General features: G+C 71.6%; 22 protein-coding genes. 9 read left to right on the top strand and 13 right to left on the bottom strand.

The genetic code is table 11. The features are described from left to right. Positions 1 to 58 precede the first annotated feature (58 nt). Genes IT355_12225 through IT355_12260 form a run of 8 tightly spaced genes read left to right on the top strand, consistent with a single transcriptional unit; the run spans position 59 to position 7,147 of the window. Positions 59 to 1,291 (top strand): HAMP domain-containing histidine kinase, encoded by a 1,233-nt coding sequence (locus IT355_12225; GenBank protein MCC7054021.1) that lies wholly within the window; start codon positions 59 to 61, stop codon positions 1,289 to 1,291. Then, complete coding sequence (locus IT355_12230) at positions 1,284 to 1,604, top strand: hypothetical protein (protein ID MCC7054022.1); 321 nt, start codon at positions 1,284 to 1,286, stop codon at positions 1,602 to 1,604. Before IT355_12225 ends, IT355_12230 begins: the two co-directional genes overlap by 8 nt. Beyond that, entirely contained in the window at positions 1,597 to 2,193 is a 597-nt protein-coding gene (locus IT355_12235) for a hypothetical protein (GenBank protein ID MCC7054023.1), read from the top strand. Before IT355_12230 ends, IT355_12235 begins: the two co-directional genes overlap by 8 nt. A gap of 44 nt (positions 2,194 to 2,237) precedes the next feature. Further along, positions 2,238 to 2,789 (top strand): hypothetical protein, encoded by a 552-nt coding sequence (locus IT355_12240; GenBank protein ID MCC7054024.1) that lies wholly within the window; start codon positions 2,238 to 2,240, stop codon positions 2,787 to 2,789. Then, on the top strand, positions 2,782 to 3,267 hold the full coding sequence (locus IT355_12245; GenBank protein MCC7054025.1) for a hypothetical protein: 486 nt from the start codon (positions 2,782 to 2,784) through the stop codon (positions 3,265 to 3,267). The genes IT355_12240 and IT355_12245 overlap by 8 nt, the downstream gene beginning before the upstream one ends. Positions 3,268 to 3,276: 9 nt before the next feature. Further along, complete coding sequence (locus tag IT355_12250) at positions 3,277 to 4,701, top strand: sigma-54-dependent Fis family transcriptional regulator (GenBank protein ID MCC7054026.1); 1,425 nt, start codon at positions 3,277 to 3,279, stop codon at positions 4,699 to 4,701. A gap of 20 nt (positions 4,702 to 4,721) precedes the next feature. Next, positions 4,722 to 6,464, top strand: coding sequence for a polymer-forming cytoskeletal protein (locus tag IT355_12255; protein MCC7054027.1), 1,743 nt, complete (start codon positions 4,722 to 4,724; stop codon positions 6,462 to 6,464). Further along, positions 6,464 to 7,147 carry a hypothetical protein gene (locus IT355_12260; protein MCC7054028.1) on the top strand — a complete coding sequence of 228 codons (684 nt, stop codon included), beginning with the start codon at positions 6,464 to 6,466 and terminating at the stop codon, positions 7,145 to 7,147. The genes IT355_12255 and IT355_12260 overlap by 1 nt, the downstream gene beginning before the upstream one ends. An 18-nt stretch (positions 7,148 to 7,165) precedes the next feature. Here IT355_12260 and IT355_12265 read toward each other — a convergent pair whose 3' ends face one another. The 7 genes from IT355_12265 to IT355_12295 all read right to left on the bottom strand — a co-directional run bounded on the left by IT355_12265 (position 7,166) and on the right by IT355_12295 (position 14,759). Beyond that, positions 7,166 to 7,840, bottom strand: a complete 675-nt coding sequence (locus tag IT355_12265; GenBank protein ID MCC7054029.1) for a phosphoribosylanthranilate isomerase — start codon at positions 7,838 to 7,840, stop codon at positions 7,166 to 7,168. Next, positions 7,837 to 8,424 (bottom strand): HNH endonuclease, encoded by a 588-nt coding sequence (locus IT355_12270; GenBank protein ID MCC7054030.1) that lies wholly within the window; start codon positions 8,422 to 8,424, stop codon positions 7,837 to 7,839. Before IT355_12270 ends, IT355_12265 begins: the two co-directional genes overlap by 4 nt. Positions 8,425 to 8,590: 166 nt before the next feature. Continuing rightward, complete coding sequence (locus IT355_12275) at positions 8,591 to 9,550, bottom strand: branched-chain amino acid transaminase (protein ID MCC7054031.1); 960 nt, start codon at positions 9,548 to 9,550, stop codon at positions 8,591 to 8,593. A 118-nt stretch (positions 9,551 to 9,668) separates the two neighbouring features. Continuing rightward, on the bottom strand, positions 9,669 to 10,334 hold the full coding sequence (locus IT355_12280) for a hypothetical protein (protein ID MCC7054032.1): 666 nt from the start codon (positions 10,332 to 10,334) through the stop codon (positions 9,669 to 9,671). Between the two features lie 117 nt (positions 10,335 to 10,451). Continuing rightward, positions 10,452 to 11,813, bottom strand: a complete 1,362-nt coding sequence (locus tag IT355_12285; protein MCC7054033.1) for an amidohydrolase family protein — start codon at positions 11,811 to 11,813, stop codon at positions 10,452 to 10,454. Between the two features lies 1 nt (position 11,814). Beyond that, complete coding sequence (locus IT355_12290; protein MCC7054034.1) at positions 11,815 to 12,564, bottom strand: hypothetical protein; 750 nt, start codon at positions 12,562 to 12,564, stop codon at positions 11,815 to 11,817. After that, entirely contained in the window at positions 12,561 to 14,759 is a 2,199-nt protein-coding gene (locus IT355_12295) for a PBP1A family penicillin-binding protein (GenBank protein ID MCC7054035.1), read from the bottom strand. The genes IT355_12290 and IT355_12295 overlap by 4 nt, the downstream gene beginning before the upstream one ends. Before the next feature lie 72 nt (positions 14,760 to 14,831). On the opposite strand from IT355_12295, the gene IT355_12300 reads away from it, so the two are divergent. Next, positions 14,832 to 16,103: a tyrosine--tRNA ligase gene (locus IT355_12300; protein ID MCC7054036.1), complete on the top strand. Its 1,272-nt coding sequence runs from the start codon at positions 14,832 to 14,834 to the stop codon at positions 16,101 to 16,103. Positions 16,104 to 16,109: 6 nt separating this feature from the next. Here the strand turns inward: IT355_12300 and IT355_12305 are convergent, their stop codons facing one another. Genes IT355_12305 through IT355_12330 form a run of 6 tightly spaced genes read right to left on the bottom strand, consistent with a single transcriptional unit; the run spans position 16,110 to position 23,574 of the window. Beyond that, entirely contained in the window at positions 16,110 to 17,264 is a 1,155-nt protein-coding gene (locus IT355_12305) for an aminotransferase class V-fold PLP-dependent enzyme (GenBank protein MCC7054037.1), read from the bottom strand. Further along, entirely contained in the window at positions 17,261 to 18,103 is an 843-nt protein-coding gene (locus IT355_12310) for an ABC transporter permease (protein ID MCC7054038.1), read from the bottom strand. The genes IT355_12305 and IT355_12310 overlap by 4 nt, the downstream gene beginning before the upstream one ends. 50 nt (positions 18,104 to 18,153) lie before the next feature. After that, the gene (locus tag IT355_12315) at positions 18,154 to 19,071 is read right to left on the bottom strand and encodes a lysophospholipid acyltransferase family protein (protein MCC7054039.1); all 918 of its coding nucleotides are present in this window, start codon (positions 19,069 to 19,071) and stop codon (positions 18,154 to 18,156) included. A gap of 32 nt (positions 19,072 to 19,103) precedes the next feature. Beyond that, positions 19,104 to 20,180, bottom strand: a complete 1,077-nt coding sequence (locus IT355_12320; protein MCC7054040.1) for a glycosyltransferase family 4 protein — start codon at positions 20,178 to 20,180, stop codon at positions 19,104 to 19,106. Further along, positions 20,177 to 21,967 carry an ABC transporter ATP-binding protein gene (locus tag IT355_12325; protein ID MCC7054041.1) on the bottom strand — a complete coding sequence of 597 codons (1,791 nt, stop codon included), beginning with the start codon at positions 21,965 to 21,967 and terminating at the stop codon, positions 20,177 to 20,179. Before IT355_12325 ends, IT355_12320 begins: the two co-directional genes overlap by 4 nt. 47 nt (positions 21,968 to 22,014) lie before the next feature. Then, entirely contained in the window at positions 22,015 to 23,574 is a 1,560-nt protein-coding gene (locus tag IT355_12330; GenBank protein MCC7054042.1) for a response regulator, read from the bottom strand. Between the last annotated feature and the right edge of the window lie 32 nt (positions 23,575 to 23,606).

The raw sequence follows: 23,606 nt of genomic DNA on the forward strand, positions 1-23,606 counted from the left end.
ACGGCACAGCGCATAGAATGCCCGAAACCTCCACGTCCCTCCTCCCGTACTCGACTCAGTGACCCGCCTGGGGTTCCGCACCCGCCTGCTGCTGATCCTGATGGCGTTCGCCATCCTGCCGGCAGCGGCACTCACCACCGTCGGGCTCCTGGCGGCGAACCGGGCGCTGCCGTTCATGGCGTCCGGCGGCGCGTGGTCTCGTGTGGCCGAGACCGGTAACCGGGCGCTCGTCACGGCCCGCGCCGGCACGACCGACCGGGAGGCGCGGGCCGCGCTGGATGCACACGAGGCGGAACTGCGCGCGTCGCTCGACCAGGCGAAGCGGCTGGAGTTTCTCGCGCCACGCGTGATCCGGCCGGTGCTGGTGGTGGTGGCGGTGCTCTTCCTCGGTCTCGCGCTGCTGGCGGGTCGAGCGGCCGGCCACCTGAGCCGCCAGCTCAGCCGGCCGCTGGATGAGGTGGTGGACTGGACCGAGCGCATCGCACGGGCCGACCCGTTGCCGTCGGGGCCGCCGAGTCGCGGTGCCCCGGAGTTCGACGTACTTCGATCGAGGATGCGGACGATGGCCATGCAGCTCGACGCCGGACGCACGGCCGCCACCGAGGCGGCCCGGCTCGGTGCGTTCCGCGAGACGGCCCGTCGGGTGGCGCACGAGCTGAAGAACCCGCTCACGCCCATCCGCTTCGCCGTCGCCCGCCTGCGCCAGTCGGCCGCGCCCGACCTGCACGACACCATCGACGTGCTCGAGACCGAGGTGCAGCGCCTCGACACGCTGGCCCGCAGCTTCGCACAGTTCGGCCGCCTGCCGGACGGCCCCGCCGCCGACGTGGACATCGCCGAACTGCTGCGCTACGCCGCACGCACCACGCTGCCACCCACGGCGACCGTCACGCTCGACATCGCCGACGGACTGCCGTTCGTGCCGGGCCACCACGACGCGCTGGCCCGCGCCGTCAGCAACGTGCTGCTGAACGCCGCCGATGCCGCAGGCCCGCAGGCCACCATCACCATCTCCGCGCGCGCCATCGACACGCCGGTCCCGTCGGTGCGCGTCCAGGTGCACGACAGCGGACCGGGCATCGCCGCCGACACGCTGCAGCGCATCTGGGAGCCGTACGTCACCACCAAGCCGGGCGGCACCGGCCTCGGGCTCGCCATCGTGCGGCAGACGATCCTTGCACACGGCGGCAGTGTCGACGCGCGGAGCGCCGGCAATGGCGCAGGCACCACCATCTCCCTCACCCTGCCAGTGATGCGCGACGCACCGGAGCCCGGGCACCACAGTGGATGAAGACATCATCGTCCCGGTCGCCTTCTTCCTCACGGTGATCGTGATGGGACTCGGCATTCCCCTCGTTCGCGCGGCGATCCGCCGCGGGGATCGCCAGGCGCTGCCCACCGGCATGTCGCCGGAACTGGCGAGCCGGCTCGACCGACTCGAGGCGATGGTGGAGACGGTGGCGATCGAGGTGGAGCGGATGGCCGAGGGCCAGCGGTTCACCACGCGACTGATGACGGAGGGCGCGGCGCGCATGGTGCCGCCGCCGCCCGCAGCGATGCAGCCCGCGCCCGTGCGGGACAACCCCGAGGTGACGCATGCGTGAACTGACACAGGCTGGCAGTGCGCCGGCACAGGCGGCCGCGCCGACCGCCGCCGAGATGGCGCGCATCGATGCGCAGCTGGAGCTGGCCGCGAAGAAGGCCGCGCTGGCCGGCATGGAACGCGCGGCGCAGGGCGGCGATGCCACGGCGCCCGCTGCGCCACCGCCGCCGGGTGAAGGGGTCACGGTGATCACGGTGGACCAGGACGGCCGCACCACCACGCTCACCAATCCGTCGGCCGAGCAATTGGCACAGGCCGGCGTCGGCACGGCTCCGGCGCCGATGCCGAACGGGAACCTGATCGTGACACTGACCGTCGCGTCGCTGACGGCGATCGTGCTGGTGGTGTGGATGGTGCTCAACTACCTCAAGCGCGGGCGCGGCAGCGCCCCATCGCGTGCTGACCAGGAGACCGCGGCGCGGATGGCGCGCATCGAGAACGCGGTGGAGTCGATCGCGGTCGAGGTCGAGCGGATCAGTGAGGGGCAGCGCTACACTTCGCGCATGCTGTCCGAAGGGGCAGCGGAGCCAGTCAGGGTGGAGGCGCCGGCACATGCCGGTGTCGTCCTGCAGAACCAGGGAGGGCTGTGAGGATGCACGCAGGGTCGAGTCAGTCCCCACGCGAGGCGGCGGCCGTGGCACGCGAGCAGGCCCAGGCGGCGCGCGCCGAGGCGCAGGAGCAGGCACAGGCGGTGCGCGCGGAGGCGCAGGAACAGGCGCAGGCCGCCCGCGAGCAGGCCCAGGCGGCACGCGAGGAGGCGCAGGCGGCGCGCGAGTCGGCCCGTGAGGGCCAGGCCGACGGCGCCAGCGATGCCGTGGTGACGATCACGAAGGACGGCCAGACCATCACGCTCAAGGGCGCGTCACCGGAGGCGGTGGCGACGGCGCTCGGCATGCCCCTGCCGGAACAGCGGGAAGAGAGCGATGGTCCCTATGTCGTCGGTGCGCTGGCGATTCTGTCGACGGCAGCGGTGGTGCTGGCCGCCGTGACGATGTGGTACCGCACGAGGATGCGCACCCTCTCCGGCGGTGCCACGCCGATGCCGGCCGAGCTCACGCAGCGGATGGCCCGCATGGAGACCGCCATCGAGTCGGTGGCCATCGAAGTCGAACGCATCAGCGAGGGACAGCGGTTCACGACCCGCCTGCTCTCGGATCGCTCTCCAGTGGAGGTTCCGCGTGGTTGAGGTCCCCATGGCGCAGTCCGGCCCAGCCCAGGCTCCCGCCCCGCCGGCACCGGCGCAGGCCCCCGAGGCACCGGCCGTCGGCGTCGGCACCGAGCAACCGGCGCCGGGGCGCATCACGATCCAGAAGGATGGCAAGACGATCACGCTCGACGGGGCCACCGGCGCCGGCGGGGACGTGGCCACGGTCGGCTTTCCCGGCGGCCCCCCGGACATCCCGTCGAACGTGTACATGCTGGCGAAGGACGGCATCGTCGGCTTCACGCTCATGGTCATCGCCTTCCCGGTGTTCGGCTTCCTGAAGGCGCTGGTCGTGCGCCGCGCGAACACGCAGGCGGCGCTGCCGGCGCGGGACACCACCGACCGCCTGCAGCGCATCGAGGCCGCCGTCGAGGCGATGTCGGTGGAAGTCGAGCGCATCAGCGAGGGCCAGCGTTTCGTGACCCGCGTGCTCAGCGAGCGCAGTTCGGCGCAGCCCTGACCGCCGGCAATGCCCAGCGTCCTGATCGTCGACGACGAGCCGAACATCCGCCGGATGGTCGGGGCGCTGCTCGCAGGCGAGGGCTACGAAGTGCGTGATGCGCCGGACGGTCATGCCGCCTTCACCCGGGCGCTCGACGCCGAGCCGGACGTGGTCCTGATGGACCTGATGATGCCCAACGACACCGATGGGCTGGAGACGCTGGCGAAGTTCCGCGAACGTTTTCCCGAGCTGCCGGTGGTGATGATGAGCGGGCGCGCCGGCCTGAGCGACGCCGTGAAGGCGACGCGCCTGGGCGCCTTCACCTTCCTCGAGAAGCCGCTCACCCCCGAGGGCACGCTGCTGGCGCTGGCCTCGGCGCTGGAACTGCGGCAGGCCCGCCGCGCGGCACGCACGCTGCGCGAGGATCTCGGGCTGGCCGGTGGCCTCGTGGGCGACAGTCCGGCCATGCAGCAGGTGCGTGAACTGATCGCCCGCGTGGCGCCGAGCGATGCCCGGGTGCTGATCAGCGGCGAGTCGGGCACGGGCAAGGAGCTGGTGGCCGGCGCCCTGCACACCGGCAGCCCACGGCGTGACCGGGCGTACGTGCGCACCAACTGCGCTGCGATCCCGCGCGACCTGGTGGAGAGCGAGATGTTCGGCCACGAACGCGGCGCCTTCACCGGCGCCACCGATCGCCGCATCGGCCGCTTCGAGCTGGCGCACGGCGGCACGCTGTTCCTGGACGAGGTGGGCGACCTGGGCGTCGAGGCGCAGGCCAAGCTGCTGCGCGCGATCGAGGCGAAGGAGATCGAGCGTGTGGGTGGCGGGAAGCCGATCCGCGTGGACGTGCGCATCATCGCCGCCACCAATCGCGACCTCGAGGCGGCGGTGCGCGACGGCAGCTTCCGCGAGGATCTCTTCTTCCGGCTGAACGTGATCCCGATGACGCTGCCGCCGCTGCGTGACCGTCCCGAGGACATCGGGCAGCTGGTGCTGCACTTCACCGCGCTCCATCGCGCGCGGACCGGCCGGCCGGCCCCGACGTTCAGCGTCGAGGCGCTGGCGGCGCTGCGGGCGCACCGCTGGCCGGGCAACGTGCGCGAGCTGGCGAACATCGTGGAGCGGCTGGCGATCCTGCACCCGGGTCGCGAGCTGCGCGTGGGTGACGTGCACGACGTGCTGCCGGCGCCTCGAACTGGCGATGCGGCATCGTCGCCGGGGCTGCCGCGCCTGGATGGAACGGCGCTGCCGCTGAGCGACGCGCTGGACGCCTACGAGCGCCAGCTGATCGTGCGTGCGCTGGACGACACCGCCGGCAACGTGGCCGAGGCCGCGCGACGGCTGCAGACGGATCGCCCCAACCTGTACCGGCGAATGAAGCGACTTGGCATCGGTGGTGGCATGCAGGACTTGCGGGCCGTGCCCCACGGCGAGCTGCGGCGGGACGCGTGACGCGGCACCGCGGGAGAGGCATGCACACGGTCGCCGGCGCGGCCGCCTGCGTGGTGATCGTGACGGCGCTGGCCCCGACGGTGCGCGCGCAGCAGCCGACGTGGACCACCTGCGTCGATTCCGCGGGGGGCGCAACCTGCACGCCGACGCGCGGCACCACGCGCTGGGAGCGCGCGCAGGCGCAGGCCGTGTACAATGCGCCGGCGACCCGTCGTGAGAAGGGGCCGTTCCTGCTGGTGCGAGACTCCGTGCTGCACACGTCGCTGGCGGTGCTCGGCGGGCCGGTCGAGATCGCGGGCACGGTGGAGGGTGCGCTGCTGGTGCTGAATGGCGACGTGCATTTTGCGCCGACGGCACGCGTGACCGGCAGGATCGCGGTGCTGGGCGGCCGCGTGACGGGCGCCGACAGCGCGCAGCTCGGCCCGATGCGGGTGGAGGGCGACTCCGTGCGCTACGCCGTGGACGATGGCGAGCTGCACCTCGAGGCGCCCCTGGACGAGATCTGGCACCTGATCGGCCGCGGCGAGCCGAAGGCGGGCATCGGCATGCGGCTGGCGCTCACGCGCACGTACAACCGGGTCGAGGGGCTGCCGATCGAGTTCGGGCCGCGGCTGCGCTATCGCACGCCGCTGGGCACTGTGGCGGCGGACCTGTTCGGGATCTTCCGCACCGGATCGCGCATCGAGTGGAACGGCAACAACGTGGGTCATAGCGCGAAGATGGAGCTGCGCATGGGCCGCAGTGAACACTGGAGCATCGGCGGCCGCCTGTTCGACGTCGCGGCGCCGGTGGAGGACTGGCAGCTCAGCGACGTGGAAGTGGGGCTGTCGGCGTTCCTGGCCCACAGCGACTACCGCGACTACTACGACCGCCATGGCGGCAGCGGGTTCATCGGCTTCCGCGATGGCCGTGCCGTGCGCGCATCGCTGGAGCTGAGCGATGAGCTGTGGCGGCCGCGGCGCACGCTGAACCCGGTGACGCTGTGGCGCAACGACGAGCCGTGGCGCGACAACCCGCAATTCGACCGCGCCAGGTACACGCGCGGGATCGCGCGCGCCAGCTACGACACGCGCACCGATCCCCTGCGCCCACGCTCGGGGTGGTGGCTGCAAGGCGAGTACGAGTACGGCGACGGCACGCACGAGACGTACGGCACGGAGACGGCGGTCGCCGTGGCCTCGGGAGCGCGGAGCGTGACCTACGGTCGCGGGATGCTGGACCTGCGCCGCTACACACGCCTCTCGCGCTCGGTGCAGGTCAACACCAGGCTGATCGCCGGGGGCTGGCTCCACGGGGACGCCCTGCCGCTGCAGCGGCGGCTCTCACTGAGCGGGCCGGGGGCCAACACCGGCTTCGCGTTCCGGGAACGCGTGACGACGCCCGATCGGCTGCAGTGTGCCGGCACGGTGGCGCTGGACGGATCACCGGCGCTCTGCGATCGCATGCTGCTGCTGAGCGTGGACTACCGCCACGACATCAACTGGAACCTCGACCTGTTCGCGGGGCGGCGGATGATCCAGCCGGACCGCAGCGGCTACGCCGGGTGGGTGCTGTTCACGGACGTCGGCCGCGGCTGGCTGGTCACGCCGCGCAGCGTACCGGCGCCGCGCGATCCCGACGCGCCCGCCGGGATCGATGCCCTGCAGACCAGCGTGGGCTTCGGGCTGGAGCTCGGCCAGGGCGGCGTGTACGTGGCGAAGGCGCTCGGTGCGCCGCCCTCGCGCGGTGTGCAGGTGTTCCTGCGCCTGGTGCGGCGCTACTAGTGCGACACGCCGTGCCGCGACGGGTGGCCATGCGCCGGCTGCTGCTGGGGTGCGCCGCGGCCGTCGCGCTGCTGTCGCCGGTGACCGCCGCGGTGGCGCAGGTGGACGCGCGACTCGAGCTGTCGCTGCCGCCGCGCGCCGTCGGTGGCGCCGAGGGCCCGGCCTTCACGCCGCATGCGGCCCTCGCGACACGCGACCTGCGCGACCTGGTCCGCGGCGGCTTTCCCGCCCGGCTGCACTTCCGCTGCGAGCTGTGGCGCGATGAACGGCTCAACAACAACATCGCGGCGGCGGTGGAGTGGGACATGCTGGTGCGCTTCGACCAGCTGAGCCGCAAGTACGAGGTCTTCCGCATCGCCGAGAACAGGGTGAGCCGCCTGGGGCGCTTCGACACGGCCGAGGAGATGGAGGCGCTGGTGGGGCGGCCATACCGGATCATGGCGCCACCGATGGTGCGCGGCCGGCGGTACTACTACGACGCCAGCCTCGACATCGAGGTCCTGAGCCTGAGTGACCTGGACGAAGTGGAGCGGTGGCTGCGCGGCGAGGTGCGGCCGGCGCTGCGTGGCGACCGCAACCCCGGGACGGCGGTCACGCGCACAGTGCGCAGTTTCTTCGTCAAGCTGCTGGGCGGCGAGCGGCGGCACTACCAGACGCAGTCGCGCACGTTCACGGCCGAATAGGCGCTTCCCCACCCGCCGTCAGGCCGCGCCGGCGGCCTCCATGAATGCGGCGAGACGGCGCGGGTCGAGCGCGCCGTCGGTGCGCACGCCGGTGCACAGGTCGAGCCCGAACGGCTCGACGGCCCGGATGGCGTCGCCCACGTTGCCGGCGTGCAGGCCGCCGGCGAGGAAGACGGGGCGGCCGCAGCCGTCCCGGATGCGGCGCGAGAGGCCCCAGTCATGGGTGCGGCCGGTGCCGCCGAGTTCCCGCACGGGAGCCGTGAGCCGTCCCGAGTCGAGCAGCAGGGCATCCACCGAGGGGGCCACGGCGAGGGCGTACGCCACGCTCGCCTCGTCCTCCACGTGCACCACCTGCACGAGCGTGATGCCGGGAAGTTCGGCTCGCAGCGCGCGATGCACGTCGGGGGTGAGGTGATCCACGAGCTGCAGCGTGGTGGGCCGCGTGTGATGCTGCTGTGCCACGATCGCCTCGACGGTGACGGCGCTGGTGAGCAGGAAGGTCGCCACCGCGGGCGGCACGGTGGCGACGATCGCGGCGATGGTGTCCTCGTCCACGACGCCGGGGCCGCTGGGCATCCGGCTCACGAGCCCGAGCGCCGACGCGCCGTGCGCCACGGCGACGGCGGCTTCGTGCACACTGCTGATGCAACAGACCTTGACGCGTGGCGCGGTGACCACGTGGCGCGAGATCACGCCGTCTGGCCCGCGGCGGGCGACCCCTCGATGCGGCGGATCTGGGCGAGCATGTCGTCGCCGTAGAACACCTTGATGTAGCGTGCCTGCTTGGGCGTGAGCCGTCGCACCGCCCAACTCAGGTGCACGAAGTGCGGCTCCACCGGGATCGTGAGCGGGTGCATTCCGATCTCGTGCGGCATGCGGTTGGCCTTGCGCGTGTTGCAGGGGCTGCACGCGGTGACGACGTTGTTCCACTCGTTCAGCCCGCCGCGCGAGATCGGGATCAGGTGGTCGCGTGTGAGCTGCTCGCGCGGCTTGAGCTCCGACTGCACGCGACCGCAGTACTGGCACTTGTAGCCATCGCGGGCGAAGAGGAAGGTGTTCGTCACCTGCCGCCGGAACCGCCGCGGCACGTGGATGAACTTCGTGAGGCGGATGACCACCGGGCGCGGGAAGGAGAGCTTCTCCGAACGCACCACCTTCCCGTCGTCCGATTCCACGATCTCGGCCTTGCCGTCGAGCAGCAGGCGGAGCGCACGTCGCATCGGGACCAGCGTGAGCGGTTCGTACGAAGCGTTGAGCGCAAGACAGCCTACGTTCACGTACCCTCCGTCCGTCAGGAAAGTGAAACGCCCCTCGCACACGAGGCGTGGCGAGAGGCGCGATTCGACACCGTGGGGGTGCCGGCGTGGGCGTGGGCATGGCGGCGACTGGAGTGCCAGTCGGCGCCATGACGCAGCAGGCTGCTGCTCACCACCCGCACGCGAGTCATCGCGCGGCTCCCACCGGTTCGGCCACCGGGGTGAGCCAGCCGTGCCGGTCCTCGATCGTCCCGCGGGCGATGCCGAGGAACTCCGTCTGGATGGCGCGACAGATCGGGCCGGGCTTGCCTGTGCCCACCGGGATCCGGTCGATGCTGCGGATCGGGGTGATCTCGGCGGCGGTGCCCGTGAAGAACACTTCGTCGGCCACGTACAGGAACTCCCGCGGGAGGGCCTGCTCCCGCACCTCGTACCCCAGGTCGCGCGCAATGGTCGAGACCGAGTCGCGCGTGATGCCATTCAGGATGCCGTGGGCGAGTGGTGCCGTGTAGAGCACGTCGTCCCGGATCACGAACAGGTTCTCGCCGCTGCCCTCCGACACCAGGCCCTGGTTGTCGAGCATGATGCCCTCGACGTAGCCATCGAGGCGGGCCTGCATCTTGGAGAGCTGCGAGTTCAGGTAGTTGCCGCCGGCCTTCGCCATGGTCGGGAAGGTGTCGGGGGCGGCACGCCGCCAGCTCGACACGCACACGTCCACGCCGTTCTCGAGCGCCTCGGGACCGAGATAGGCGCCCCAGTTGTAGGCCACGATGAACGTCTCCGTCATCTCGGGATCCTGCGACGGCAGGACGCCCATCTGCTCACCGGTCCGCGCCATGAGCGGGCGCAGGTAGCACTGCGACAGCCCGTTCGCGTTCACCGTGTCGACCACCGCCTGCATCAGCTCGTCCACCGTGTAGCGGGTGGGCATGCGGTAGATGCGGGCGCTGTCCACCAGCCGGCGCATGTGGTCGCGCAGGCGGAAGACGGCGCCGCCGCCGGGCGTCTCGTAGCAGCGGATGCCCTCGAAGACGCTCGACCCGTAGTGGACGACGTGCGACATCACGTGGATGTTCGCATCCTTCCAGGCGACGAGCTGCCCGTCTCGCCAGATCTTGTCGGTGGGTCCGGGCTTCGGGGCGGCCATGGGCAGGTCGGGGAAAGGGTGACCCGGGATAGTAACCGGTTCCAGACGACTGGCGCCACGGCACAAGCTGTCACGGCACGGCGACGGGGCCGCGCCACCGAACGGGGCGGCCGCACGCTCAGGACACGGCGTCCCCTCGATCGAGGCGCTGGGCGATGCTGTCTGTGAGGGTGGTCAGCCGCGCCCGCGTGGCCCGGACGGAGCGGTTCCACACGGCGCGGGCGGCGACTCCGGCGGACGCGAGCGCAAGCAGACCGCCCGCGACGCCGACCACCGGTGTGGCGACGGATGCGACGGAGAGGCCGGTTGCGACAGCCGTGACGAGGGCGCCGAACCCGAGAACGAACTGACGCCCGTCGGCGCGGGCGTCGGCGCGGACGACGGTGCCATTCTTATCCGGCACGATCGACAAGGCGAGCGCACTGAAACCGTTGTCATACCGCCACTCGGTCCCACCACCGACGTTGTGCACGGTCCCGGTCTCACCCAGCGCCTGGCGTGCGAGCGCGATGGCGGCCATGGCGTCCGACGCGCTCGCGGGTCGCCCCACGCGGCAGCCGATCTGCATCCCGGCGGGCTCGATCCAGCGAGCATTGCCGGCCCTTTCAGGCGTCATCGCCAGGCGCTCGGCGGCCCGCACCACGTGCTCAGGCGCGATCTCGGCCCCGGCCGCAATGGACTGAATCTCCTGCAACGAGTAGCGCGGCGTGTCGTCGGTCGACAGCTGCGCCGCATCGCGCAGGATGCGGTCCAGTTCCTCGGGGGAGTACTCGCGATCTGCCATGGTGAGTGCGGCTGGCGCGTCAGGCCATCGGACCCGGGCGGTGCGGCGTGTGCTGGCGCGGTCCGGACTGCATGCAGTCTGCGCACTTTCGGACTCGCCTGCAATGCGCGCCCGTGGTCACGTCTGGGCGCTGCGAGCGACCAGCAGCCGTTGTGTCCGCCCCGCGATGCGCCGCCGGTCCGCCAGGTGCGCCTCGGTGTCACACAGGACTCCATCGGCGACGGCGATGCGCCCACCCGCGACCGTCATGCGCGCCGGGCTGCCGGCCACGCCGTGCAGTAGCGAATCGCAGACATCTCTGACCGGCAACGCTGCCAGGCCATCCAGCGGAAAGGCGCAGAGGTCTGCCGGTGCCCCGACCGCCAGCCGCCCGAGCCCCGGCCAGAGTCCGAGCGCGTCCGCGCCGCCGGCCGTGGCGTGCTGCAGTGCAATCGCCGCCGGGAAGGCGCGCCACGTCTGGTCACGCGTGCACGCCATCAGGTGCGCCACGCGCGCCTCGTCGAGTAGGTCCATGCGGTTGTTGCTGGCCACGCTGTCGGTGCCGATGCCGACGCGCAGGCCCGCATCGAGCATGGCTTGCAACGGCGCGATGCCGTGCCCGAAGCGGGCGTTCGACACGGGGCAGTGCGCCACCGCGCAGCCGGCAGCGGCCAGCAGTGCGATGTCGGCGGCGTCCGTGCGCACGCCGTGGATGATCAGCGGCCGCGCGCCGAGTGCACCGGCATCGTGCAACAGCTGCACGCTCGAGCGCGCGTGCGCACCGGCGGGATCGATGCCGCGACTGCGCCACAGGTCGGCGTACGGTCCCTCGCCGCGCGTGACCAGTGCCTCCTCGAACGCGCTCTCGGCCAGGTGCACCGCCATCGGCAGCGATTCGGCGAGTGCGTACGCGGCGGCGGCACCGAACAGCGCCGCCGACACCGAGTACGGTGCATGTGGCGAGATGCCCACCCGCACCGCATCGGTCTGCAGTGCGCGGAGCGCGGTGACGGCGAAGCGCAGGCCCGCCATCGACGCATCACACTGCGCGGGCGATGGGCCGAACACTTCCTTGTACACGACGCCACGCACGCCCATCGCCGTCATCGCGCGCAACACCGGCGCGCCGGTGTCGGTGGTGTCGGCGTACGTCGTGATGCCGCGCAGCAGCCCCTCGGCAATGCCGATCCGCGCGCCCGCCTCGACGTCGTCGGGGTCAGCGAGTTCGGTGCGACGCAGGTGCGTCAGCGTGCGGATCCACTGCGCGAAGTCGAGCCCCTCGAGCAGGTGGCGCAGCGGCGTGAGCTCGAGGTGCGAGTGCACGTTGACCAGGCCCGGCAGGATCGCCGCGTCACCGAGGTCGAGGACGTCGTCCACCGCCGGGGCGCCGGCGGCGGTGCCGACGCGGGTGATGATCGCGCCGTCGGTGGTGACGGCACCATTGGGGATCGGCGGCCCGTTCATCGGCAGCACCCAGGCCGCCCGATAGCTGCGACGCACGTCAGCTCCCGCGCGTGCCGTGGACGGCCGGGTCGTACAGGTCGGCATCCGCGACGCCCAGCGCGCGCGTCAGCGCCAGCGGCCACTCGATGTTGCCGACCTGCGGTGGCTGGTGCCCATCGGAGCCGAGCGAGAGGCGCACGCCCCGCGCCACGGCGCGCTGCACCAGGCGCGGGTGTGCGCGGTAGCGGTTGGAGACCTCGAAGCAGATGCCGTTGCGATGCAGCGCCTCGACCAGCCGCTCCTCGTGCCACTCCTGCCACAGCTCCTCGGCGGGCACCTCGCGCAGCTCGTGCGGCAGCAGCGTCGGGTGCGCGAAGATCTCGACCGGCATGCCATCGGCGAGGGCCTCCACGGCGTCCACGTGGAGGGCCATGTAGGCCTCGCGGGTGAGGCCGGCGGGGAGGGCGCGCTGGAACATGCGCACGAGGGAGCCATCGGCCAGCGGCACCGCGTGGAGTGAGCCGATGCGGTGGGTGAAGCGTGCGAGCTGGTCACGCGTGAGGTCTCGCCAGAGCGAGTCGTGCGAGCAGAACTCGGCGCTGCGGTACGGGAGGTGGGCGATGCGGGCGGCGTACTCGTCCACCGACGCGGGGCTCTTGAGCGAGAATCGCACGTCGCGGCTGGCGTGGTCGCTGACGGTGCCGCGCACGCCGCGCAGGGCGGCGGTGGCGATCACCTCATCCGGGCTGAGGACGCCGTCCGAGCAGGTGCTGTGCGCGTGGCAGTCGAGTGGTTGCCAGTCGCTCACGGCAGGCGGAACGGATTCGTCGTGTCGGCCGCCGGCTTCTTCACGCGCGGCGTGACGACGGTGCCGCCCCCCGGGAGCGTCATCACGTTGGTGAGGCTGTCACCACCGTCGCCCGGTGCCCCCGGCAGCGAGCCATCACACTCCTGCGTGGGCTCGGTGCCGGCGACGAAGTAGTCGATGTAGACGCGATCGGCGGGGCAGAGCGGTCCGGCGCGGAAGCCGGTGAGCCGGTCGACGGGCACCGCGACCAGGCCGCCCGGGCCGGCGAAGTCGCCGGGGTTCGCGCGGCGCCGGTACACCTCGTTCATGAAGGCGGTCCATGCCGGCGCCGCGAGTTCACCGCCCTGCGCGTTCCGCATGATCGTGCGCGGCTTGTCGAGCCCCATCCACACGCCGGCGACGAGGTCGGGGGTGAAGCCGATGAACCAGACGTCGGCGCCGTCGTTGGTGGTGCCGGTCTTGCCGCCCGAGGGAATGCGCAGGCTGGCGACGGCGCGCGCGGCGGTGCCACGCCGGACAACATCGCGCAGCATGTCGGTCATCAGCCAGGCCTCGCCGGTGGAGAGGACGGCGGTGCGCACCGGCTTCGGCTCCCAGAGTACCTCGCCCTTCGCATTCTCGACGCGCACGATGCCGGTGGGCCGGGCACGGATGCCGCCGGCGGCGAACGTGGTGTAGGCGGCGATCATCTCGAGCGGGTAGACGTCGGCGGCCCCGAGGTGGAGGCTGGGGAACGGCGGCATCGGCGTGCTGAGCCCGAAGCGCCGTGCCATGGCCGCCACGCTCTCCTCGCCCAGGCTCATGCCGAGGCGCACCGTGGCCTGGTTGCGCGAGAGGTACAGGGCGCGCCGCATCGGGATGTAGCCCATGCTGCGGCCGTCGAAGTTCTGCGGCGACCAGGTGCCACCACCCGACTGCGGCACGCTGAGCGGGCTGTCCTCGAGCGCCTCGGCGGTGGTGTGGCCGTTCTGGATCGCGTCGGCGTAGACCAGCGGCTTGAAGGTCGACCCCGGCTGCCGCAGCGCCTGCGTGGCGCGGTTGAACTTCGAGTCGCCGTAGTCGCGGCCTCCGACCATCGCGCGCACGCCGCCGGTGCGCGGGTCGAGCGCCACGAACGCGCCCTGCAGGTAGGGGGTGATGCCCGACTCGGCGCGGTCGTCGTCACCGGCGCGGGCGAAGTGCTGCTCGTAGGTGAGGAACTTGTAGGCCCCGAACCGGCCGCCCTCGATGGCGCGCAGCTGCTGCTCCATCGCGCGCTCGGCGGCCAGCTGCATGTCGATGTCGAGCGTCGTGTAGACCTTGAGGCCCTGCTCGTAGAGCTGGCGGCCGAACTGCTCGTCGAGCTGCTTGCGCACCCACTCCACGAAGTAGGGTGCGATGTCGCCCGTCTCCGTCCGCTGCGCGAGCTGCAGCGGGTACGCCTTGGCCAGCGAGGCGTCGGCGTCGCTGATGATGTGCTGCTCGCGCAGCAGCTCCAGGACCGTGTTGCGTCGCTGGACGGCGCGATCCGGCTCCACCCGCGGGTTGTAGCGGTTGGGCGCCTTCGGCAGCGCGGCCAGCAGGGAGGCCTCGGCGAGGTTCAGCTCGCGCACGTTCTTGCCGAAGTAGCGCTGCGCGGCCGACTCCACGCCGTAGGCGCCGTTGCCGAGGTAGATCTGGTTCAGGTACAGCTCGAGGATCTTCTGCTTGGAGTACTTCCGCTCGATCGCCAGCGCGACCTTGCCCTCGCGCATCTTGCGCACGACCGACTTGGCGCGCTCGAGCCGCTCGGGGAAGATGTTCCGCGCGAGCTGCATGGTGATGGTGGAGAACCCCTGCGCGTAGCCGCCGCGCACGACGTTGACGAGCAGCGAGCCGAAGACGCGGTAGAAGTCGATGCCGTGGTGGCTGAAGAAGCGGCGGTCCTCGGTGTAGACGAAGGCGTTCTGCACCAGCGGCGGGATGTCCGCCAGCCGCGCGACGGTGCGCCGCTCGAGGCCGAGCTCGGAGATGAAGCGGCCGTCGGCGGCGTAGAGCTTGGAGGTCTGGCGCGGCTGGTAGAGCTCCAGCACGTCCACGCTGGGGCACTGCCCGCCCGCGCAGACCAGCGTCCAGCCGGCGGTGAAGGCGCCGGCTCCGAGCGTGGTGCCGAGGGTCGCCAGCAGCAGCGCGCCACGGATGAACCGGTTCTGGAGGATGCCAGCGACTGAGGCCATTGGCGGAAGGTAGCCATGCGCCGGGGGTGCGGCCAACGCGGAGGGGACTGGCCGGGAGGTTAGTTTGCCGGCATGACCGGCCACACTTTCCTCGAGGAACTCGCCTGGCGCGGGTTGCTGTTCCAGCACACGGAGGGCGCTGCGGCCGCCATGGCACGCGGCCCCGTGACCGGGTACTGCGGCTTCGACCCGACGGCGTCCAGCCTGCACGTCGGCAGCCTGGTGCCGATGATGACGCTCGTCCACCTGCAGCGGTCGGGGCACCGGCCGGTGGCGCTGGTGGGCGGCGGCACGGGGATGATCGGCGACCCGAGCGGCAAGGCCAGCGAACGCCAACTCCTCACCACGGCGCTCGTCGACGAGAACGTCGCCGGCATCCGCGAGCAGCTCGCCCGCGTGCTCGACTTCAGCGGCCCGCGGGCGGCGCTGATGCGCAACAATGCGGACTGGCTCCGTCCGCTCGACCTGATCGGCTTCCTGCGCGACGTGGGCAAGCACTTCACGGTCAACTACATGCTGCAGAAGGACTCGGTGGACTCGCGCATCGGCAGCGAGGCCGGGATCAGCTTCACCGAGTTCTCGTACATGCTGCTGCAGGCGTACGACTACGCGGAGCTGTACCGCCGCGACGGCGTCACGCTGCAGGTCGGTGGCAGCGACCAGTGGGGCAACATCACCGCCGGCACGACGCTGATCCGCAAGCTGCACGGGGCCGAGGCCCATGCGGTGACCGTGCCGCTGATGACGACGGCCGCCGGCACGAAGTTCGGCAAGAGCGAGGCCGGCGCCGTCTGGCTCGACGCCGGCCGCACCTCGCCGTACCAGTTCTACCAGTTCTGGATCGGCAGCGACGACCGCGATGCCGGCCGCTTCCTGCGCACCTTCACGCTGCTCTCACGCCCCGAGATCGAGGCGCTGGACGAGACCATCGTCACCGCCGCCGGCAAGCGCGAGGCGCAACAGGTGCTGGCCCGCGAGGTGACGACGATGATCCACGGAGCCGAGGCCGCGCAGGCCGCGGCGGAGGTGTCCGCGTTGCTGTTCGCGAAGGGCGACCCGTCGGTGCTCTCCGCCGCCGCGCTCGCCGCACTGGCGCGCGAGGTGCCGACGGCGCCGGTCGCGCGCGCCGACACCTTCGACACCCTGGCGCTGTTCGTGACCGCCGGCCTCACCGCCAGCAAGGGCGAGGCGCGGCGCCTGCTGCAGCAGGGTGGCCTGTCGGTGAACGGGGCGAGGCTCTCGGCCGATGACGCGACACTGGCCGCAGACCGGCTCCTCCGCGGGCAATACCTGCTGCTGCGGAAAGGCGCGCGCGACTACGCCCTCATCGACGCCGCAGGCTGACGCGGTTCACCCGGGCAGCAACAGCCCGAGGACCGTCTCCCACTGCGCCGGCGTGGTGTACCAGTGGGGCGCGAGCCGGATGCAGCGTTCACGGACGGAGTGGATCACGTCGTGTGCGCGGAGGCGGGCCGACGTGGCGTCGAGGTCGGGGGGCTGCACGGCGAACACGCCCGCACGCCGGTCGCGGGCGCGCGGCGTGACGAGCCGGATCTCCGGGTGGGCGTCGCAGAACGCCACCAGCCGGTCGCCCAGCGATGCGATGTGCTCCGCGATCGCCGCGGGCCCGAGTTCAAGGAACAGCGCGAGGCTGGCGTTCATCCCGGCGAAGTCGGGGAATGGCAGCGTGATCACCTCGAAGCGGCGCGCGTCGTCGAACCACGCCGGTTCGTAGGTGAGCATGTTGAACAGGTCGTCGGAGCCCATGGTGGACATCCATCCCACCACCGGTGGCTCGAGCTGCGTGACCAGCGCGCGGCGCACGTAGGTGAACGCGCTGCCCCACGGCGACTGGAGCCACTTCTGCGCGCCGCACGAGAGGATGTCGATGTGCGTGCGGCTGACGTCCAACGGCAGTGCGCCAAGCCCCTGGATGGCATCCACCACGAAGTAGATGCCGCGCGCCTTGCAGGCCTGGCCCACCGCTTCGAGGTCGATGCGCGCGCCGCTGCAGAACGAGACCCAGCTCACCGCCACGATCTTCACGTTCGGCCGCGTCGCGATGGCGTCGAGCAGCGCCGGCACATCCGGCACGTCGTCCACACACGGCAGCCGCACGATGCTCGCGCCGACGCGCTCGGCGCGCTTGATCCAGGGGAACACGTTGGCCGGGAACTCGCGGTCGACGGTCAGGATCTCGTCGCCCGCCGAGAGTGGGAGCGCGAAGGCGGCGAGGTTCAGGCCGTGCGAGGTGTTGGTGGTGAGGGCGATCTCGCCCGGCGTGGCCCCGATCAGCGTCGCGACCAGCTCACGCGACCGCTGCAGCACGGCGAAGAAGTGCTCTCCGCGGAGCGTGTGCGGCATGTGCCGGAGCTGCACGTAGGACGCCGCCACATCGGCGGTGCACTTCGGGTAGGCACCGGTCGAGGCGTGGTCGAGGTAGATGACGGGGCTGTCCGTCATCCACGGGTACTCGCGCTGGCGGAGTGCGGCGAAGTCGCTCATGGTGTGGCCTGCCGGGCCAGCCGGCGGGTGATCTGGCGTGGGTCGGTGGCGTCGCGCAGCGCGTCACCGAGCAGGTTGAAGGCGAGCACGGCACACCCGATGGTGATGCCGGGCGCGAGGGATGTCCACGGGGCGCGCCGCAGCTGCGACAGGTCGCGGGCATCGGCGATCATGCCACCCCAGCTGGGCGTTGGTGGCTGCACGCCGAGCCCCAGGAAGCTAAGGGACGATTCGGCCATGATCGCAGCCGCGATGCCGAGGGTGCCGACGATCACGAGCGGCCCGGTGACCGCGGGCAGCACATGGCGGAGCAGGATGCGCAGGTCGGTGAGTCCGAGGGCGCGCGCGGCCTGCACGTATTCCAGTCCGCGCACGACCATCACCTGTCCGCGCACCAGGCGCGCCACCCCCGCCCATCCGACCACGCCGATGGTGACCGTCACCACGGTGAGGCTGGGCTGGAACGCCGCCACCATCGCGATCAGGAGCAGCAGTGTCGGGAAGGCCAGCGTGACGTCGGCGACGCGCATCACGAGCTCGTCGATCCAGCGCCCGTAGAAGCCGCTGAGGAGGCCGAGCGTGCCCCCCACGAGGAGGGCGATGGCCTGCGCCCCGAGGCCGACGGCGAGGGAGATGCGTGCGCCGAAGAGCAGGCGCGCCAGGATGTCGCGCCCCTGGATGTCGGTGCCGAGCCAGTGCTGCGCCGACGGCCGCGCCAGCTGCTGCGCGAGGTCGATCGCGATCGGGTCGTGCGAGGTGAGGAGCGGCGCCGCGATGGCGGCAATGACCAGCGCCGCCACCAGCAGCGCACCGGTCAGGGCCCGGCCATCCTGTCGCATCACCGCCCATCCCGTCGTGCGCGGCGCGCCGGTGGCGGCGGCCACCGCGCTCACATCCCCTCCGGCAGCGGCGGGGCGCCGTCCGGCTGGTACTTCCAGCGCCGGTGCTGCCAGAAGTACTGGCCGGGATACTCGCGCACCCAGTGCTCGAGCCGTTCGGTGTAGGCGGTGACGAGGCGCAGCACGTCGGCCTCGCGATCGCCGCTGTCCTGCACCTCGAGCGGTTCGACCACGAGGCGGTAGTGTCCCGACGCCTGCCGCACGGCCGCGACGAAGACCATCGGCACGCCGAGGCGCAGCGCGAACACCGCCGGGCCGCGCGGCGTCTTCGCCACACGCCCGAAGAACGGCACGAACAGGGACGCGAGGCCGAGCACCCCCTGGTCCGACAGGAAGCCGACGATCCGGTTGTGGCGCACGCTGCGCGGGGTCTGCCGCACGGCCTGCTCGTCGAACACGACCTGCACGCCGAAGCGCTGGCGGACCCGCGTGAGGTAGCGCTCGAAGACGCGGTTGCCCATGTGGCGCGCGATGGCATCGATCGGTACGCCCCGCGCCGCGATGTAGCTGCCCCCCAGCTCCCAGTTGCCAAGGTGCCCCGTGACGAGCAGGCCACCGCGCCCCGCCTGCAGGATGGCGTCGAGGTGCTCCCAGCCATCCACCCGGTCGAACAAGGCGAGCAGGTCGGCCGGCGTGGCCCCCTCCATCAGCGCCGCCTCGATCGACGTGCGGCCGAGGTTCTCGTACGATTCGCGCGCCAGCGCCGTCACCTGTGCGTGCGTCAGCGTGGGGAAGGCGAAGGCGATCTGGGTCTCGGTGACGCGGGCGCGGATGCCGAGCCGGTAGGCCAGCCGGCCCAGCGCGGCGCCCACTGCGGAGCCGGCGCGGAACGGCAGGAATCGCAGGGCGAAGACCACCGCGCGGATTCCGGCGTACTCGAGGTGGTGTTGCAGCGTGGGGGCACGCACGGCCGGCGCAGGCTCGTGCGGGTCGATCGCGGTCAGGCCGCCACCCGCGCCGCCGTGGCCTGGTCGAGCACCGTCATGATGGCATCCGCCACGGTCGAGAGCGTGCGGCGCGCACGCGCGTCCACGCCGGCGACATCCGCGAGGCGATCGAGCTGCGCAGGATCGTCGAGGAGGTGCGTGAGCGTGGCGGCGTTCGCCATCGCGTCCTCGCGATCCACGATCATGCCGGTCTCGCCGTGGCGGATGTAGCGCTCGGCCATCGCGCCGCGCGTCGAGATCACGGGGCGCCGGAGCGCCATCGCGTCCAGCACCGCGATGCCGCCATCGTCGTGATCGGCCGCCACCCACACCAGGTCGGCCGCGGCGAGCAGGGGGGCGCGATCGATCGGGTCGCCGACCAGTGCCAGCGCATCGCCCAGGCCAAGCGCCGTGGCGTGCACCCGCACCTCGTTGGCGTCCGGTGGCGTGCCGATGAGCAGGGCGCGGATCGGATGCCCGCGGCTGCGCATGGCTGCGATGGTGCGGAGCGCGGCCGCTGTGGCGCGCCGCGCATCCGGGTCGGTGACGATGGCGATGGTGGTGGTGCCGATCGGCGTCGGTGAGGCGAGGACGCGGTCGAATTGTGCCGGGTCGATCGCGAGGTCGGCCACGATCCGGCCGCGCAGGCCCTTCACCGGGGCCGAGGCGGTGGCCTCGGCGGCGGAGCTGTGCATGAACCAGGTGGGGGCCAGGCGCACGGCGAGCCGGGTGCGGAAGGTGACCGGTGAGACGATGCCGGTGGGCATGCGGCGGAGCACCGCCGTGCCGCGGCCGTTGCGGCGCAGGGCCCAGGCGGCGAGTGCGTGGGCCTCGTCCCCCGCGACCACCACCGTGTTGGCCCGGAACTCCCGGACCATCGTGGCGAACCGCATCGTGTCGCCGAACCACGACTCCCGCGGCTCGAAGGGCAGGAGGTCGAATGCCGTGCAGCCCGACGCCACGTCCGACGCCGGCGGGCACGCGATGCCGACCGTCACCCCGCGTGCCGCGAGCGCGTGGCCGGCCTCGACGAAGACCCGCGCCAGCCCGTCCCACTCCGGTGACGGGTGGAAGAACATGATCTGCTTCATGCGTCCACCCCGGCGGCGGCAAGGGGTTCGCGCTCGCGGAACTGCAGGGTGTAGAGCCGATGGTAGGCCCCGCGCTGCGCCAGCAGCGCGGCGTGCGTGCCGCGCTCGATGATGCGGCCGCGATCGAGCACCAGGATCTGCTGCGCGTGCTCGACGGTGCTGAGTCGGTGCGCGATCACGAAGACCGTGCGGCCGGCCAGGAGGCGGTCGATCGCGTCCTGCACCAGCCGCTCGCTCTCGGTGTCCAGCGCCGAGGTGGCCTCGTCGAGGATCAGGATCGGGGGATCGCTGAGGAGGGCGCGGGCGATGGCGATGCGCTGCCGCTGCCCGCCGCTCAGCCGCGTTCCGCGCTCGCCGAGCACCGTGTCGTACCCCTGCGGCAGCGCGGTGATGAACTCGTGCGCATTGGCGGCACGGGCGGCGGCCTCCACCTGCGGCTGCGTGTAGCGGCCGGGGGCACCGAAGGCGATGTTGGCGCGGACGGTGTCGTTGAACAGCACCGTGTCCTGGCTCACGATGCCGGTGAGCCCGCGCAGCGACCGGAGCGTGATCTCCTGCAGGTCCACGCCGTCGAGCAGGATGCGGCCCGACGTCGGCGTGATGAAGCGCGGGACGAGGTCCACGAGGGTGCTCTTCCCCGCGCCGCTGGCCCCGACCAGGGCCACGATCTCCCCGCGGGGCGCCTCGAACGTGAGGTCACGCAGCACCGGCTCGTCACCGTAGGTGAACGACACGCCCTCGAAGCGGACGCCCTGCGCCACCGCCGCGACGGTGCGCGTGCCCCGGTCGAGGCTCGCCTCGGTCGGCTCGTCGAGCACCTCGAAGAGCCGCTCCGCGCTGGCCAGCGACTGCTGCGCGGTGGCCGGCACCTGCGAGACCTGCTTCAGCGGCTGCAGCATGCGGAGCACCACCAGCAGGAACGTGATCAGGTCGGCACCGTTGAGCGAGCCGTCGACGAGGACCTGGCGCGCGCCGATCCAGAGCACCAGCACGGCGATACCGGTGCCGGCGATCTCGGTCAGCGGCTGCGAGAGGGCGCCGAGCGCCGAGACCCGCGTCATGGCACGCGCATAGCGTCCGCTGGCATCGGTGAAGCGCGTCGTCTCGTGCGGCTCGGCCCCACTCGCCTTCACCAGCCGGATGCCGCTCACCGCCTCCTGCACGATGCTCGTCATCTCGCCGTACTCGTTGCTCAGGCGGCGGTGCCGCTTGCGGAGCTTCCGGATGATCGGCTGGAGCGCCCCGATGAGCAGCGGGGCCAGCACCAGCGCCACCACCGTCAGCCGCCAGCTCAGCGAGATGAGGTAGGTGATGCTCACCACGATCGTGGCGGCACTCTGCAGCGAGCGGGTGACCAGCTCGGTCACGAGCGCCTTGCTCTGCGACGTGTCGGAGAGGACGCGGGAGACCACCTGCCCCACCTTCGTGCGCTGGAAGTACGAGAGCGGGAGCTGCACCAGGTGGCGGTACACCGTGTCGCGCAGATCGCGCGTGACCAGCTCCTGCAGGCTCGCGCCGAGCTGTCCGCTGAGCCACGCGAAGGCGTTCTTCAGCGCGACCACGCCGAGGATGATGAGCACGACGACCTGCAACGATCCCATCTTGTCGGCCGGGTCGAGGAACCGGCCAAGGTACGCGTTGAGGGTGCCCTGGATGCCACCGGTCGCGGCCTGCTGCGCGGCACCGGGGGCGGTGCCGAAGAGCAGCTGCAGGAACGGGATCAGCAGCGTGAGCGAGAAGACGTCGAGCCCGGCGACCAGCAGGTTGCACGCGATCGTCGCGGCCATCCGCCAGGCGTGCGGACGCAGGATTCCAAGCAGGCGACGGTACACGATCAGCGGCGGGGCACGAGACGCACGAGCGGCAGGATCATCTCCTCGGGGCTGACACCGCCATGGAAGAAGCCACCGCGGTACCGGCCCTGGTACTCGCGGAGCTTGGTCGGATACACAAAGTAGCAGTCCCCGGCCGCCAGCAGCGTGTTCTTGCCCAGCCCGCGGCGCGGCAGCCGGAGCGCATCGGCGTTCGGGAAGAGCAGCGCCTGCTCCGCCTTCTCGGCGCGCAGGTCCTCACCGAACTTGTAGCGCAGGTTGTGCGTCGCATCGCGGCGCGCGAACACCGTGGCCGGCGTCTGGCAGAGGATGGAGCCGTGGTCGCTGGTGAGGATCACGGTGATCCCCTTCCGCGCCGCCTCCTTCAGCACGCTGAAGAGGCTCGAGCGCTCGAACCACTGCCGCGTGAGCCGCCGCAGCGCCACCTCGTCCTTCGCCACCTCCAGCAGCACCGAGTTGTCGGAGCGGCTGTGCGTGAGCAGGTCCACGAAGTTGAACACGAACGCGCTCACCCCCTCGGGCGCCACCGCGGTGGTCACCTTGCGCTCCAGTTCCTCGGACTCGTGCGGGGTGCTGATCTTGTGGTAGCGCACCGGCACGTTGTGCCCCAGTTCCTTGAGCTGCAACTCCAGCAGCTGCCGCTCGTGGGCATTCAGCGACTCGTCCTCGCGCTCCTTCCACCAGTCGGGGTGCATCCCCGCCATCTCGCCCGGAAAGAGGCCGCTGAAGAGTGCATTCCGCGAGTACGGCGTGGCGGTGGGCAGGATCGAGTAATAGTGCGAGCGCTCCTCGGTGAACCACTGGCCGAGCAGGGGCGCCAGCCCGGCCCACTGGTCGAGGCGCAGGCAGTCCACCACGATGAAGCAGGCCGCCTTCTCGGTGGTGAGCAGCGGCGCGACGTGCTCGGCGACGATGTCGATCGAGAGGGGCGGGCGGTCGCCCTGCAGGTCGGCCAGCCAGAGAGGGTACTGCCGCCGGATGAAGTGGGCGAACTCGCGCCGCATGGCGGGATAGAGACCCACCAGCGACTCGCGCAGCCCCCCCTCGCCGGCCTCGTCCAGCGCCACGTCCCAGCGCGTGACCTCGGCGGTGCGGTCCACCCAGCCCCGCCAGTCGGCACTGTAGCCTTCCGCCTCGAACGCGCGGAACCGCTCCACGAACTCGCGTGCCAGGGCCTGTTGCCGGAGGCGCGTGCCGTCGAGGATCCGGGTGATGGCGGTGAGCACCTGGCGCGGGTTCACCGGCTTCACGAGGTAGTCGTGCACGGCCGCGCCCAGCGCCTCGCGCAGCGTGCCATCCTCCTCGCTCTTGGTGATCATCACCACCGGCAGCATCGGGTCGATGGCCTGCACGTCACGCCAGGTCTCCAGGCCACGCTTGCCGGGCATCTGCTCGTCGAGCAGGAGCACGTCGAAGCGCCGGCGCCGGAGCAGCTCGAGGGCGTCTTCCGAGTTCCGGGCCATCTCGACGGCGTAGCCCTTGTCCATGAGGAAGATGCGGTGGGCCTCGAGCATCTCGGCCTCGTCATCGACCCACAGGACGGCTTTGGCGGTGGTGGTCATGTGTCGCGGAAGTTACCCCATCGCGGGTCGGC

This window comes from Gemmatimonadaceae bacterium (assembly GCA_020851035.1).
GTDB lineage: Bacteria > Gemmatimonadota > Gemmatimonadetes > Gemmatimonadales > Gemmatimonadaceae > JACMLX01.

Bases quoted from the DNA above. Each gene is read 5' to 3' on its own strand.
- IT355_12235 (MCC7054023.1), top strand. From the start codon at position 1,597: ATGCGTGAACTGACACAGGCTGGCAGTGCGCCGGCACAGGCGGCCGCG.
- IT355_12250 (MCC7054026.1), top strand. From the start codon at position 3,277: ATGCCCAGCGTCCTGATCGTCGACGACGAGCCGAACATCCGCCGGATG.
- IT355_12255 (MCC7054027.1), top strand. From the start codon at position 4,722: ATGCACACGGTCGCCGGCGCGGCCGCCTGCGTGGTGATCGTGACGGCG.
- IT355_12275 (MCC7054031.1), bottom strand. From the start codon at position 9,550: ATGGCCGCCCCGAAGCCCGGACCCACCGACAAGATCTGGCGAGACGGG.
- IT355_12280 (MCC7054032.1), bottom strand. From the start codon at position 10,334: ATGGCAGATCGCGAGTACTCCCCCGAGGAACTGGACCGCATCCTGCGC.
- IT355_12295 (MCC7054035.1), bottom strand. From the start codon at position 14,759: ATGGCCTCAGTCGCTGGCATCCTCCAGAACCGGTTCATCCGTGGCGCG.
- IT355_12300 (MCC7054036.1), top strand. From the start codon at position 14,832: ATGACCGGCCACACTTTCCTCGAGGAACTCGCCTGGCGCGGGTTGCTG.
- IT355_12305 (MCC7054037.1), bottom strand. From the start codon at position 17,264: ATGAGCGACTTCGCCGCACTCCGCCAGCGCGAGTACCCGTGGATGACG.
- IT355_12310 (MCC7054038.1), bottom strand. From the start codon at position 18,103: ATGCGACAGGATGGCCGGGCCCTGACCGGTGCGCTGCTGGTGGCGGCG.
- IT355_12320 (MCC7054040.1), bottom strand. From the start codon at position 20,180: ATGAAGCAGATCATGTTCTTCCACCCGTCACCGGAGTGGGACGGGCTG.
- IT355_12325 (MCC7054041.1), bottom strand. From the start codon at position 21,967: ATGGCCGCGACGATCGCGTGCAACCTGCTGGTCGCCGGGCTCGACGTC.
- IT355_12330 (MCC7054042.1), bottom strand. From the start codon at position 23,574: ATGACCACCACCGCCAAAGCCGTCCTGTGGGTCGATGACGAGGCCGAG.